General features: G+C 71.0%; 12 protein-coding genes. 6 read left to right on the top strand and 6 right to left on the bottom strand.

Annotated features, from left to right (window positions below; genetic code table 11):
* The first annotated feature begins 30 nt into the window (after positions 1-30).
* Positions 31-2619 (top strand): AAA family ATPase, encoded by a 2589-nt coding sequence (locus ACFY0O_RS03490; RefSeq protein ID WP_388942319.1) that lies wholly within the window; start codon positions 31-33, stop codon positions 2617-2619.
* Here the strand turns inward: ACFY0O_RS03490 and ACFY0O_RS03485 are convergent.
* Complete coding sequence (locus tag ACFY0O_RS03485; protein ID WP_388942317.1) at positions 2606-3274, bottom strand: TetR/AcrR family transcriptional regulator; 669 nt, start codon at positions 3272-3274, stop codon at positions 2606-2608. The two genes, ACFY0O_RS03490 and ACFY0O_RS03485, sit on opposite strands and share 14 nt — an antisense overlap.
* A gap of 110 nt (positions 3275-3384) precedes the next feature.
* Between ACFY0O_RS03485 and ACFY0O_RS03480 the strand changes: the two genes are divergently transcribed.
* A complete protein-coding gene (locus ACFY0O_RS03480; protein WP_388942314.1) occupies positions 3385-4056 on the top strand; it encodes a hypothetical protein in 672 nt (223 codons plus the stop codon).
* A gap of 181 nt (positions 4057-4237) precedes the next feature.
* Here ACFY0O_RS03480 and ACFY0O_RS03475 read toward each other — a convergent pair whose 3' ends face one another.
* Positions 4238-4660: a PIN domain nuclease gene (locus ACFY0O_RS03475; protein WP_388942312.1), complete on the bottom strand. Its 423-nt coding sequence runs from the start codon at positions 4658-4660 to the stop codon at positions 4238-4240.
* Positions 4657-4872 (bottom strand): type II toxin-antitoxin system VapB family antitoxin, encoded by a 216-nt coding sequence (locus ACFY0O_RS03470; protein ID WP_388942309.1) that lies wholly within the window; start codon positions 4870-4872, stop codon positions 4657-4659. Before ACFY0O_RS03470 ends, ACFY0O_RS03475 begins: the two co-directional genes overlap by 4 nt.
* A 1753-nt stretch (positions 4873-6625) precedes the next feature.
* Here ACFY0O_RS03470 and ACFY0O_RS03465 point away from each other — a divergent pair.
* Together ACFY0O_RS03465 and ACFY0O_RS03460 are read left to right on the top strand one after the other, a co-directional pair.
* Complete coding sequence (locus ACFY0O_RS03465) at positions 6626-6901, top strand: hypothetical protein (protein WP_388942306.1); 276 nt, start codon at positions 6626-6628, stop codon at positions 6899-6901.
* Entirely contained in the window at positions 6898-7326 is a 429-nt protein-coding gene (locus ACFY0O_RS03460; RefSeq protein ID WP_388942303.1) for a type II toxin-antitoxin system VapC family toxin, read from the top strand. Before ACFY0O_RS03465 ends, ACFY0O_RS03460 begins: the two co-directional genes overlap by 4 nt.
* Here ACFY0O_RS03460 and ACFY0O_RS03455 read toward each other — a convergent pair.
* A complete protein-coding gene (locus tag ACFY0O_RS03455) occupies positions 7301-8242 on the bottom strand; it encodes a phosphorothioated DNA-binding restriction endonuclease (protein ID WP_388943414.1) in 942 nt (313 codons plus the stop codon). The two genes, ACFY0O_RS03460 and ACFY0O_RS03455, sit on opposite strands and share 26 nt — an antisense overlap.
* 328 nt (positions 8243-8570) lie before the next feature.
* On the opposite strand from ACFY0O_RS03455, the gene ACFY0O_RS03450 reads away from it, so the two are divergent.
* Positions 8571-8915, top strand: coding sequence for a hypothetical protein (locus ACFY0O_RS03450; RefSeq protein WP_388942300.1), 345 nt, complete (start codon positions 8571-8573; stop codon positions 8913-8915).
* On the top strand, positions 8912-9250 hold the full coding sequence (locus tag ACFY0O_RS03445; RefSeq protein WP_267032369.1) for a type II toxin-antitoxin system PemK/MazF family toxin: 339 nt from the start codon (positions 8912-8914) through the stop codon (positions 9248-9250). The genes ACFY0O_RS03450 and ACFY0O_RS03445 overlap by 4 nt, the downstream gene beginning before the upstream one ends.
* A gap of 18 nt (positions 9251-9268) precedes the next feature.
* On the opposite strand, the gene ACFY0O_RS03440 is transcribed toward ACFY0O_RS03445, so the two are convergent.
* Positions 9269-11698: a helicase-associated domain-containing protein gene (locus tag ACFY0O_RS03440; protein ID WP_388942297.1), complete on the bottom strand. Its 2430-nt coding sequence runs from the start codon at positions 11696-11698 to the stop codon at positions 9269-9271.
* Between the two features lie 577 nt (positions 11699-12275).
* Positions 12276-12476, bottom strand: a complete 201-nt coding sequence (locus ACFY0O_RS03435; RefSeq protein ID WP_388942294.1) for a hypothetical protein — start codon at positions 12474-12476, stop codon at positions 12276-12278.
* Positions 12477-12915 lie beyond the last annotated feature (439 nt).

Below are 12915 nucleotides of genomic sequence, written 5' to 3'. Positions count from 1 at the left end.
GCGGCGCGGGCGGCGAGGGGGAAGCGGCACATGCTCTACGGGCGGCAGTCCGAGGAAGCGGCGCTCGACGCGCTGCTCGAAGCGGCACGGGAGGGACGCGGGGGAGCGCTCGTCCTGCGCGGGGAGGCGGGCATCGGCAAGTCCGCCCTGCTGGAGCGCATACCGGCGGACCCGGGGCACACGCTGCTGCGGGTGGGCGGCTGCGAGGCGGAACGCGACCTCGTCGGCGCCGCCATGCTCCAACTGCTGTGGCCCGTACAGGACCTGGTCGACCGGCTGCCCGGCCCGCAGGCGCAGGCGCTGCGGACGGTGCTCGGCGGCTCCGCCGGCCCCGCCGACCGGTACACCACCGGCCTCGCCCTGCTCACCCTGCTCGCCCGCCTCGCCGAGTCCGGCCCGGTGGTCTGCGTGGTCGACGACGCCCAGTGGCTGGACCAGAGCAGCGCGGACGCCCTGCTGTTCGCGGCCCGGCGGATCGACGCCGAGCCTGTGGCCCTCGTCTTCGCCGCACGCGACGAGGGCTTCGACGCGCGCGGCCTGCCCGAACTCCACCTCCCCCGGCTGGACCGGCGGGCGGCCGCCCAACTGCTCGACCGCTACCGGCTGTCCGCCCCGCGACGTGCCCACGTCCTGGACAGCGCCGACGGAAACCCCCTGGCCCTGCTGGAATTCGGCCGGGGCGACCGGGGCTCGGGGCCCTGCGGCGGCCAGCGGGTCACCGACCGCGTCCTCGCCTCCTTCCGCGACACCATCGCCGAACTGGACGACGACGTAAGGCTGCTGCTGCTCACCGCCGCCGCGGACAGCAGCCGTGACCTGGCCTCCGTACTGGCCACCGTCGACGCGCTCGGCGGCAGCGGGACCAGGGCCCTGGAATCGGCGGAACGGTCGGGACTGCTCCGGGTCGACGGCACCCGGGCCGCGTTCCGCCACCCGCTGGTCCGCGCCGCCGCCTACCAGGGCGCCGCCTCCGGCCGGCGCGCCCGGGTCCACCGCGAACTCGCCGGCCGCGCGGCCGACCCCGACGTCCGCGCCCACCACCTGGCCCTGGCCGCCCTCGGCCCGGACGCCACCGTCGCCGCCGAGGTCGCCCGGGCGGCCGAGCGCGCCCGGGACCGGGCCGCGCCCGCCATCGCCTGCGACCTCTACCAGCGCGCCGCGGCCCTCTCCACCTCCCTCCCGGACCGCGGACGGCTGCTGCGCGGGGCGGCCGGCGCCGCCGTGGCCGCGGGGGACCTGCCCCTGGCCGCCACCCTGGCCGGACGGGCCGGACCGCTCGCCGCCGCCGGGGCGGAACGGGCCGCGCTCGCCGAGGTCCGCGCCGCCGTGGAGTTCGAGCGCGGGGACCAGGCCGCCGCGGCCCGGATCCTGGTCGAGGGCGCACCGGAAGCCGAGCCCGGTGATGCGGCGGCGATGCTGCGCACCGCGGCCACGTACGCCTGGTTCTCCGGGGACGCCGAGTCGGTACGCGCCTGCGCCCGGCTCCTGCCCGGCGACCACACCGTCCGGGGCATGGCCGCGCTGGTGGACGGCGACCACCGGGCCGGTCTCGCCGCCCTCGCCGCGGCCGCCGCCGAGGGCGGTCCGGGGATGCGTCCGGTCTACGCGGCGGCCCTGCTCGGCGCGGACGACCGGGTGGAGGAACTGGTCACCGCCGAAGTGGCCCGCAGACGCCGGGAGGGCCTGGTGGGCGGAGTTCCGGAGGCGCTGCAGATGCTCGCCCGGCTCCAGGTGATCCAGGGCCGGCACCGCGACGCGGAGGCGTCCGTGGCCGAGGCCCGGGCCGTCGCCGAGGACTGCGGGATGCCCCAGCGCGTCGGCCGGCTGGACGTGGCCCTCGCCCGGATCGCCGCGGTCGAGGGGGACCCGGAGCGGTGCCGGGCGGCGGCCGGCGGGACCGTCGACGGCGGGATAGCGGTCGCCTGCGCGCTCAGCCTGCTCGACCTGGGCCTGGGCCGCTACGAGGAGGCCCTGGACCGCCTGGAGTCGGCGTGGACCCGCCCGGGCCACTACATGACGGCCCTGGTGTCGGCGACCGGCGACCTGGTCGAGGCCGCCGTCCGGCTCGGCGTCCCCGAACGGGCCCGGCTCCCGTGGCAGCGCCTGGACTCCTGGGCGCGGGCCGGGGGCCAGCCCTGGGCCCGGGCCCTCGCGCTGCGCTGCGAGGCGCAGCTGACGGGACGTGAGGGGGCCTTCGAGGAGGCCGGAATCCTCCACGAGCGGGGCGGCCGCCCCTTCGAGGCCGCCCGCACCCTGCTCGTTCACGGGGAGTGGCTGCGCCGCGCCCGCCGCCAGGCGGAGGCACGGGCCCGGCTGCACGCCGCCCTGGAGGTCTTCGAGCGCCTGCGCGCCGCCCCCTGGGCCGAGCGCGCCCGCGCCGAACTCCGCGCCGCGGGCGACTTCGCCGCCCCGGCCGTCCCGACCGCCCGCGCGCTCGCGGACCGCCTCACCCCGCAGGAGCTCCAGGTGGTCCGCCTGGCGGCCGAGGGCCGCAGCAGCCGCGAGGTGGCCGCCCTCCTCTTCCTGAGCCCGCGCACGGTGGAACACCACCTCTACAAGGCCTACCCGAAGCTGGGCATCCGCTCCCGCACGGAACTGGCCCGCCTCACCCTGGACTGACCGCGGTGTCCCCGGGAGGCGGGGCGGGCCGGGTGAGCGTCGCGAAGCCGACGCAGAGCAGGCGCAGGCTCCGGGTGAACTTCTCGTCCTGCCCCAGGTGCGGCACCGGGGCGTCCATGAGCAGGGGGAACCGCTCGCGCAGTTCGGCGAGGAGCTCGGGGGTGACGGCGGGGGGCGCGGCCGGCTGGTTCTGTTCCTGGAGGACGAAACCGGTGACGTGGCTGAGCAGGGTGTCGGCGGCGACGGCGCAGTCCTCGGCGGGCAGTCCGGCGTCGCGCAGGGTGCGCAGCAGCCGTTCCATCAGGGAGAGGGCGCCGGTGCTGAGCGTGCCGGGGCTCTCGGCGAGGAGCTGGGCGCCCCCGGGGTGCTCCTTGATGCTCCGGCGCAGGGCGTCGGCCTGGGCCGTGACGCGCTCCTGCCAGCCGGCGGCGGGCGGGAGGCCGGCGAGGGCCTCGCTCCCGGCGTCGTAGGCGCCGCGGCAGACCCGGTCGGCCATCAGCGCGAGCAACTCGTCCTTGCCGCGCACGTGGTAGTAGAGGCTGCCCGCATGCGTGTCGAGGCGGTCGGCGACCTGGCGCATGGACAGGTTCTGGTAGCCGACCTCGGCGAATACGGCCATGCCCGCGTCGACGATGCGCTCCTTGGTGAGCTTCATGTCTCCCACCGTACAACGGATTCCAACACCGTTGGAATCCTGCTAGCCTGCGTCCTGTCAGGTTTTCGAACGGTGTTGGAAACGCCGTCGCCAGGGGGAGGTGTCAGGTCATGGAGGCGATCGTCTTCAACGTGACCACGGCCGCGCTGATGGTCGTGATGTTCAACTGCGGGCTCGGCGCGGTCGGCCGCGACACGCTGCGCTCGCGGCCGCTGCCCTGGGTGGCGATCGCCCTGACCGGCCTCGCCGTCGGCGGCGTCGTGCTCCAGCTGGTGTGGTCCGGCGCCATGGACGCGCTGGACGCGGACCCGGCGAGGTCCGGCTGGTGGCGCGAGTTCACCTCGGTGTTCATGCAGAACGGCGGCTTCTTCGGCGGCCTGTGGAACCTCGTCACGCTGGCCGCGGTCGCCGCGCTCGCCCAGTGGTACTGGGGCGGGCCCCTGACCTTCGGCTTCTTCCTCGCCGGCATCGTGCTCCCCGGCCGGATCGACGGCCTGCTGGGCCTCGACGGCGGCCCCGGCGCCGACCCGCGCAACTTCGCCGGCAGCTCGGGCGCCACCTACTTCCTCGGCGCCACCCTCGCCCTCGCCCTCCTCACCCGCACCCGCCTCCCCAAGGAGCGCGCCCTGGCGGCCGCGGTGCCCGCCCTCGGCCTCGCGATGTGGCTGGCGCAGGAGAACGGCCACGGCCTGGTGGCGGTCTACGGCTTCGCCCTCGCGGCGGCGACCTGGGCCGTCCGCCGCCACCTGCCCCGCCGCACGCCGGACCGCACGACGGCCTGACCGCCCGACCCCGGACCGCACGACGGCCTGACACCGCGCCCGCACCGGGGCGGGAAACGCCGAAGGGCCGGACCGCTGATGCGGTCCGGCCCTTCGGGCTGGCGGCGGCTCGTCCTGGGCGGCCTTGTCCGGACGGCCTCGGACGGAGGGGAATGCAACCAGAACTGCAACTATTGCTCGGCTACTTACGGCCCTCCGGGCCGTACCACTGGACGGGCTGGCCGGTTACTGCGGCGATGCAGTCGAAGTCATGGTCACAGTGCAGGAGGGTGAGCCCCTGCAGCTCGGCGGTGGCTGCGACGACGAGGTCGACCGCACCTGCGCTGCGGTGCTTGCCTTGCTTGGTGAGGACCTCCTGGACCTGCCAGGCGCGGTCGTAGGCGCGGTCGTCGACGGGAACCCAGCCGAAGAGCAGTCGCATGTCTTCGATGCCGCGCGCCCGGTCGGATGCCGACCGGGCGCTGTAGAAGAACTCCAGCTCCGTGATGGGGCACGTGGCGATCAGGCCGGCTGCCGCTGCCTGGTCCCAGCCGTACTGCTCCGCGTCGCCCCGCATGAAGCGGGCGAGGGCGCTGGTGTCGATCAGGTAGAGCGCTGCGTTCACCGTCGGTAGTTCCGCTTGTCCTCGAAGAGCGTCAGATCGAATGCGCCGTCGTCCGCCGCGGCGCGCAGGCGGGTCAGGGCCAGCGCGCGCCGCCTGTTCTCCAGCACCTCGCGCAGGGCGGTGTTGACCGTCTCCTTCTTGGTGCTGGTCCCCAGGGCCTTGGCCACGTCCGCGACCAGCTCGTCATCGAGGTCGATCACCGTACGGCTCATGGTACACCTCCTTGATATCAAGTATGGAGAAAACTATACCTCCGATAGGTCATCGCTGTGCTGCGTTCTCTCCCTCGCGACTGTCGGGCCCCCGCAGGTGGCTCGGGTGGAGCCGGAGGAGCGTGAACGGGCCGCACCCTGTCCGGGTGGGGGCGGTGTCGGAGTCCGCTCGGCGTGGAAGGGTGGAGCGTCCGGGTGCTCGTCGGTCGACGGTGAGCCGCGGCCAGCCGGCTCCCTCGTGGTCCGTGGCTCATGGGATGCGGCGCCCCTCGTGCCGCGAGCGCCTGTTCCGGGCTCGCATTGGCATCGCGTGTGTGGAGCGTTCTCGGCTCGGCGAGACTGTCGGCATGCGCCTTATGTCGGATGTAAATGCAACCGGAACTGCAACCAGGACATGCCGAAGAGCCGGACCGCGATCAGCGGTCCGGCTCTTCGTTTCGCCTGTTCAGGCGGCTGCGGAGGATACGAGATTCGAACTCGTGAGGGGTTGCCCCCAACACGCTTTCCAAATGTTCGTACGCCCGTCCGGAGGGAGCCGTACCCGTCCTGACCTGCGGCGGAGCGTTCGGCGTGGCCCTGTCCGGACAGGGCCGGACGGGGGCGAATGAGACCAGAACTGAGACCAGAACTGGGACCACGGAGCCGGGTCGTCTGCCAGGTCGGCAGCCCGATCTTGTAGCTGGTCACGGGCCTGCGGTGGCCGGATTGACGGTCCCCGGCTCGCACACGGCTTCGTGCTGACAGTGAGGCGTTGGCGGACCTCCCCGGGGCATAGGGACCTGTGAAGGGGCTGAGCCCCTCGATGTTCCGGAGGGGGAACGTGTCGAAAGCCGAGTTTGGGGCGCTCATCTTCGCTGCTTGGGCATTGTCGATGTGGGCCCTGACCATGACGGCGACGTCGCAGCGCCGACGTAACAGAACGCTCTTGGAACGGATCTGCTGGGCTCACGCGCGGGCACACGCAAGACGGCGCCGCGCTCACCTGGTGCGCCAGGTCCGCGACAGCTCCTTGGCGACGCGTCCAGATCGTCCGACGCTGGACTACTTGCAGCGCGAAGACGTCCTGTATCAGGCGTCCCGGAGGGCACTCGCTCTCAAGATGATCGTCCCCGTCGCGATGTCCGTCTCAGCGGGTGTTGCCGTTGCAGCAGCCATCCAACGCGCAAACTGGCACGTCTGGCGTGACGCCGTCGCCGTAGGGGTCCTGGTGACGCCCATGTTGATCACTGCTGTGATCGCCTCGCTTGTCACAAACCAAGGCATGCAGCGGTGGACAACCGAAGCTGTGACGGTCACGGTGCGTAGGGCCTATGAGGCACTCCTCCAGCCTCTGGAGGTAACAGGGAAGGAGCCTCCGACGGCATCGCCCTTCCTCCACACGTTGCGGCAGTGCAAGCGTTGGAAGACTTCGCCATCGCGCTGGCCACGGCCGCCGCTGCGGAGGCAGTGGCTACTTGGGACAAGATCCTTCGTCTCTCCACCAGCTCGGACGCGAATAGGTCAGCGAGCACCTGACCGCTGATGGCCGACTCGGAATAGTTCGTACGGGGGTCCGGCGGGAACCGTAGCTGCCCTGACCTGCGATGGACCGTTCAGATTGGCTGTGTCCGAACAGCCCCGGACAGGGTGAATGAGACCAGAACTGAGACCGGGCAGCCTAGGTTCGGCGGGATCCAGCCTGCGGGACGGCCAGCCAGCCTAGGCTTGTCCTCAGGTATGGGCCCGCGGACCGCTTCGTGGAGGAGCCGATCACATGAGTACTGCCCCGAACCTCCCGCTGCCGCCTCGTCGGCCTGAAGATCCGCACCCGCTGCGGACGATTCGGGAGATCCGGGAGTCCTTGCCCGAGCGACAGCTCGGCCACTTCGACGCCGAACTCGCCGACACCGACATCGACGCCCTCCCGGAGATGCTTCACCGCTGGGCCACCCTCGGCAGTGACGGATTTCTTGATCGGCTTGAGTCGGCACCGTTCGAGGGTCTGGAGTTCGGGCAGCGTTCCTACGACGATGCGGCGGACGGCGAGTGATCTACCTGCTCGACACCAACGTCGTCTCCGAGATCACCACCCGGTCGAAGCCGGCTCCGGCCGTTGTGGCCTGGGCCCGTTCGGTCCCGTCTACCGGTCTTCACCTGAGCGTCATCACGATCGCGGAGATCGAGGCGGGCATCGCGGAGACGCCGGACCTGGTACGGCGTACCGCTTTCAAGCGGGTGCTCGACAGCATCCGCGTTGAGTACAGCGACCGGATCGCGGCCATCGGAGAACAGGAAGCCCTCGCGTACCTTGCCCTTCATCGGAAGCTGAAGAGCGCCGGAACCAGCATTGATCCGCCGGATGCGCTGATCGCCGCCACCGCCCTGGCGAACGGGTGGACCTTGGTGAGCCGGAACGTCAAGCACCTGGCCCGGACTGGCGCACTCTTGCTCAACCCGTGGGAGTACGGGGGCTGACCTGCGGGCGGGTGTGCGAGCCCTCGCGAGATCCACTTCGTGGAGGATCTGCGTCCGGGCGCGGGGCGCCGTGGAAGACCTGGCTGGTGTGCCAAGAGCGGTGGTGCGCCGCCACGGGGCGGATGCCCGGCTGCGGGCCGATGAGTGGACGGCCGGCGAGTGCTATGACGTGCTCGCGGGCAGCGGGGCTGTGCCCGATGAAGCGCTGCGAGACGAGGATTCGGTGGCCGTCTCCGACACCGAGGACGCCCTTGTCGAAGAGCTTGTGGTGCAGCGAACACAGGCACAGTCCGTTGTCGATCTCGTCGGGGCCGTCGAACGCCCACCAGCGCACGTGCGCGGCCTCCAGTCCGACCGGCACCGCCCCGATCCGCCCGTCGTAGCCGCAGAAGGCGCACTGGTACTCGTAGGCCGTCAGTACCAGCTCCCGCATCCGCCGGTCCCTCTGCCGTCGCGCTGACCACAGCAGTCCGGTCTCCGCCGGCTCCGGCTCCAGCCCGATCGCTTCGCACAGTTCGCCGTGCAGAGAGGGCGGGAAGTGCAGGTCGAGCAGTACGCGCGCCAGCCGACCCAGCAGCGACGGCTCCCGCCGCAGTGCCGCCCGCAGCTCCGGCGCCAGCCGCCCGACAGCCCTGGTTGCCCGCAGCTCCCGCACCGCGCTCCCGGGACTGCCGGGTCCACGGGCGGTGCGCACCTCCCACACCCCATCGCTGGCCAGATGGTGGAACGGGTAGGCGGGCGTCGTCCTGTTGGGCGGACCGTACTCGGCCAGCAGCCGCTTCAGGTCCTCCTCCACCGCGCTGTAGACCAGCTCGCCGTCGGCATCCTGCTGGAACCGGCTGAGGGCGTACAGGAAGAGCAGAGGCTTGTGGGCGGTCGGGGCCTTCGTTTGCCCTGGTGGGCAGAGGCGGAGGATACGAGATTCGAACTCGTGAGGGGTTGCCCCCAACACGCTTTCCAAATGTTCGTATGCCCGTCCGGCAAGGGCCATACCTGTCCTGACCTGCGGCGGATCTGCTTGTATGCCGCCCTCCGGACAGGCCCGGACAGGGGCGAATGCAACCAGAACTGCAACCAGGAGATACGGCCTGCCGGTTCCCTCGCCCAACCCTGTTCTGTCGGCAGCAGGGCGGGGTCCACCGGCGGCCGGCCGGCCGGTTCGACCGGGGTGAGTTCCCTTGACGCGTGCCGACCGCGGCCCCCACACTGGCTGTATGACATTTGTACGACAGCCTGGAGGAGGCGTGGAGACCGCAGCGGTTCCCAAGAAGCGGCCGGCTAAGAAGCCCGCTGCGAAGACAGCCAAGCGGAACGCGGCATCGGCCGTGCTCGGGCCCAGCAGGCTGGCACAGGTCCGGCTCCGCAGCGATGAGATGCAGGCCCTTCAGGAGGTCATGCGGACGCTGCACCTCGGCTCAACTTCCGATGCCCTTCGCGAAGGGCTGAGGCTCCTCGCGCGGGAAGCAGCTGAGGTGGGGGCGGCCGAGGAGATTCGTGTCTTCTATCAGGGGCAGGCCGCGCCGCTGCCCGAAGGCGTGGTCGAGCCGAGTGACGCCGAGCTTGCGGCAGCGGACGAGATGCAGTGGTGAGCCCTGGTACGGCGCTGCGTGGCGAAGTCTGGGTCTGCGCGTTGCCCCAGCCGGTGGGGCCGCATCCGGTGGTCGTTCTCACGGTCAACCGGATCGCGGAACCGCTCGCCTCGGTCACAGTCGCGCTGATCACCGGCACCTCCGGTCCGCAGGTCACCCATGTTCCGATCGGGCCTGACGCGGGCCTGACGAAGTACGACGAGTCGTACGTGAACTGTGCGGACCTGCACACAGTGGCGAAGTCGAGGCTGCGGAGGAAGCTGGGGCTGCTGGCCCCGGGTGAGCTGCATCGTGTGGAGGACTCTGTCCGGCTGATCCTCGGGCTGCAGCGCTGACCTCGGGGCCTGACCGGTCTATAGGGGCATGACGCCGTGGATGCGGGAGAGCGTGAAGACGCGTTCGGCTTCGCGCAGGTGGCACCAGGCTTCCAGGTAGGGCGGGTCGAGTTCCAGGCTACTCAGGGTGCGTACGGTGCGACTGCCCGAGGTGGCGACGTACTCGACCGTGATGGCGGTGCCGGCGTCTATGGCATGGGCGAGCTGGCGGACATCGCTGTACGACAGGTGCTTCGCGTATCCGGCGACGATCTCCTCGGTGTCCGTCCCGAAGGGGACTCCGCTGCCGAACGGGTCGGGTTCCGGCGCGGTCGGTGGTGCGGTCAGCAGCCGGACGGCCAGGACATCCATGTCGGCGGCGGCCGGGACCTCCGAGGTGCGGATGGCCGTGCTTCGGATGCCGCGCTTGTCGCCGGTCTTCCGAGGGGCCGGAACAGTAGTGGCCGCCCGCTGGGGCCGGACTTTCTCGACGCGTACGGTTCCGTCCGCCGTTTCGGCGACGGGGGCGTACCCCTCGGCGCGGAGCGCGGCGAGGGTTGTGCCGAGTGGGCTGCGGCTGACGAGCACAGTCGGCGCGAGCTGCCGCAGGCCGAGCTTGGAGAGCTTGCGGTGGGCGGCGAGTTCGGCCAGGAGCGCCGGCTCCTCGCCGTGGAGGACACAGGCGGCCGGGGCGATGCGCACGCGTCCGTGGCTGCGCGCGGAGTCGGCGATGAGATAAGACAGCGGCTGCGGCAGGGGCCCGGCGGCGATGGCGGCCAGGTCGGCCGCGATGTCCTCCGGAGCGCGGCCGGCGTCCAGGGCCCGTCGGATGCTGCCGGAGCTGAACCGCCACACCGAGGCCGTGCCACTGATCTCCCGGTCTGCGGTTGCATCCAGGACCATGGCGAGCCGCGCGGCCGGTGTGCCTGCGACGACGGCGGTGAGGTCGGCGCCGATCCGGGCCACTGCGGTGGCCGGGGGCAGCAGCCGTCGGCAGGCGGCGGTCAGTCCTGGTGCGTCGTCGGCGAGTAGATGGGCGCCGAGAGCCGACAGCGCGCCTCGGGCGATCACTCCGAACAGTTCGGCCTCGCGGATCACCGCGGCGAACGGGGTGACGTCCATGGGCGAGGCGTCGGCGAGCGGGCGGTGCCAGGCCACCGTCGGTCCGAGATCAGAGGCGGCCTTCACACCCTGACCGGTCGGGAGCCGCGCCGCTGCGGCGAACAGTCCGTGGCGAGCCTGGCGGCAGCCGTTGCAGGGCGGTGCCCCCGCGAGGGCGGGGAGCGCCTTGTTGTCCTCGTCGCGCGCCTGGGTGGGGGTGAGCGGGAGGTCGCGCCATGCCTGGAGCAGCGTGGCAAGCCGCTCCGCGGGCTCCTGTTCCGCCCACACGTCGTATTCCTCTGTCGGTGCCACGAGGTCGCCGTCCCGGGCCAGCAGCCCGGCCGCGTAAGCGGTCTCCAGGGTGATGCGGACCATCGCTTCGTCGGCCTGGGCAGCCTTGCCGATCCGGGCCAGCTCACGTGCGCCGATCCCACCGGACTTGAGTCTGGCCGGCGGAGTCGAGGAACAGGCCGACAGCACCGAGGCGGCATGCGCGGCGAACGCCGTGGCCGCGGCCGTGGCCTCCTGCTCCACCTCGGCGGGGGCGATGGGCACCAGCTGAGGGGAGGGTGGAAGCGGGTCGAAGGGGGCGTGCCAGCCGGGCCCGCGCAACGCCAGCGCGACTTCGACGGGCATGCGCGCAGGACCGCCGTACCGGTGGCGGCCCTGGATCAGGAGTCCCCGGTCGAGTGCCCATCGCGCCCCCGGTTCGAGGACGGGGCCAGACGTCCCGAACATGATGACCTGCGGCTGCCTCGGCGCAGCCCCTGCTCGGTGGGTCAGCAGCTTCTGTGTGACCGCGGGTGCTCGTGCCACCACTTCGGCGATGGCTTGTGGGTCGCTGTGGTGTTCCATCAAGGCGGCCAGCCGCTGCTGCTTGGTGCCGGGCGGCTTTATGCCCAGTGCCACCAGCATGCCGCGCAGTTCGTCCGAGGTCGCGCCCGTCAGCAGCATCTCCAGGGGAGAGTCCAGCCCCAGTGGAGCGTCCCACGCCTGCCGCAGGGATGCGGTCATGCGGAGTGTTCCGTTACCGTCCGGCCAGACCAGCGCGTGATCGGCCAGTGTCTCCAGCACTGCGTCCAGTCCGCTGGAGGCTTCGCCGTCTGTCGCTCCCAGCAGCTCCGCCAGGGCACCAGGCGTCGCAGGTCCGCCAAGAGCCGCCAACGCCTCGGCCACCTGCAGGCACGGCAGCGTGAGCCGTGGAAGGGCGAGAGCCACCGACCCCGGGCGCTGGAGGCGGTCCGCCAGCTCCCCCACCGTGCGCGGCTCTGGAGGTGACGCCGCGTCGTTTCTCGTCGCGAGTACGCGCGCCAGACGCGGGGCGTCGAGCCGGCCCAGCCAGGCTGCCAGTGTTGATCGGGACTTCATGGGGGTGCACCTCGTCGGGCCGGGGCTGTAACAGCACCGGAGCCGCCCCGGCACTGGCGCCCAGCATGACGCAGTCGCCCTTGCCGTCGGTGCCGTACGTAGGCGGATTCCCTCGAAGGGCATCGGCATCTCGCGAGCGAGTCGCTCACAGAGGCGCTGAAATTTCCCGAATTGGGGGTATGTAAACGCAACCAGAAGTGCAACCAGAGCATGCCGAAGACCCCGGCCGCTGAAGCGGTCCGGGGTCTTCGTTTCGCCTGTTCAGGCGGCTGCGGAGGATACGAGATTCGAACTCGTGAGGGGTTGCCCCCAACACGCTTTCCAAGTCTGTTGTTACTGGTCTGGGGTGGGTGCAGAGGCGTTCAGCTGCGGTCACGGTCGTCTGGACGCCACGTCGCCTTGGCCGCTTGGGCCTCCCCGGACGGGCCCGGACGAAGATGAATGAGACGGAAACTGAGACGGCCCGGCCGAAGCCGAGCCGCCTCGTTGTTGTGCCTCTGTCTGGTCCGTAGCTCTAGCGAGACCGGTCAGCAGCGGTCATACCGGCCTCTTCACGGCCTTGCTAGGGCGCCGTGGGTCACGTGCGGCTGTTGTGGTTGCGGTACGCCGCTGCTGTACCGCCACCCGCAAGAGCCACCGCCAACGTCATGGCGTTTACGTAGGCACCGAGAGCTTCTGCGGCTGCCGGCCACAGGATCAGCACGATGACGATCACCGTGACTAACCCATTGATCCGCCCGGGATTTGACTCCTGGCCACACAGGGTCAGACTCGACATGGAACCTCCCAAGGTTCTGGCCCACCCCCAGCCATCGCGGTTGCAGCCCAGGCGGTTGGGGGTGGGCAACCGAGCTCCCATGATGAGCCCTTCACTCCCCTCAGCAATCGGCCATGTCCTTCGAATTGTTAGCGCCATTTGCGATCGCATCGATTAGCCAGATCGCGTGCACGCCAGGCGTATATACCAGGCTTCACCCGGATAACTGCCTGGTTAGAAGGTAATTTCACACGTCAGGGCGCCGCCATCGACGAGACAACTATCCAGCACACATATCACTATGCAACGTATCGTTGTATAGTTCGCGACTCCATCGGTAGCGGCCGCGCATCGCGACACCGCGCGGGGCTGTCAATCGAAGGGTGTAACGGGGGTGGTTGGGGTTACTGGCGGGCTGCGGAGAGTCGGCCGTCGAAGGTGATGTCGAAGGCGTTCAGTG

It is taken from the genome of Streptomyces sp. NPDC001594 (assembly GCF_042893675.1).
Taxonomy (GTDB): domain Bacteria; phylum Actinomycetota; class Actinomycetes; order Streptomycetales; family Streptomycetaceae; genus Streptomyces.
This window is presented reverse-complemented; position numbering and strand designations above follow the sequence as displayed.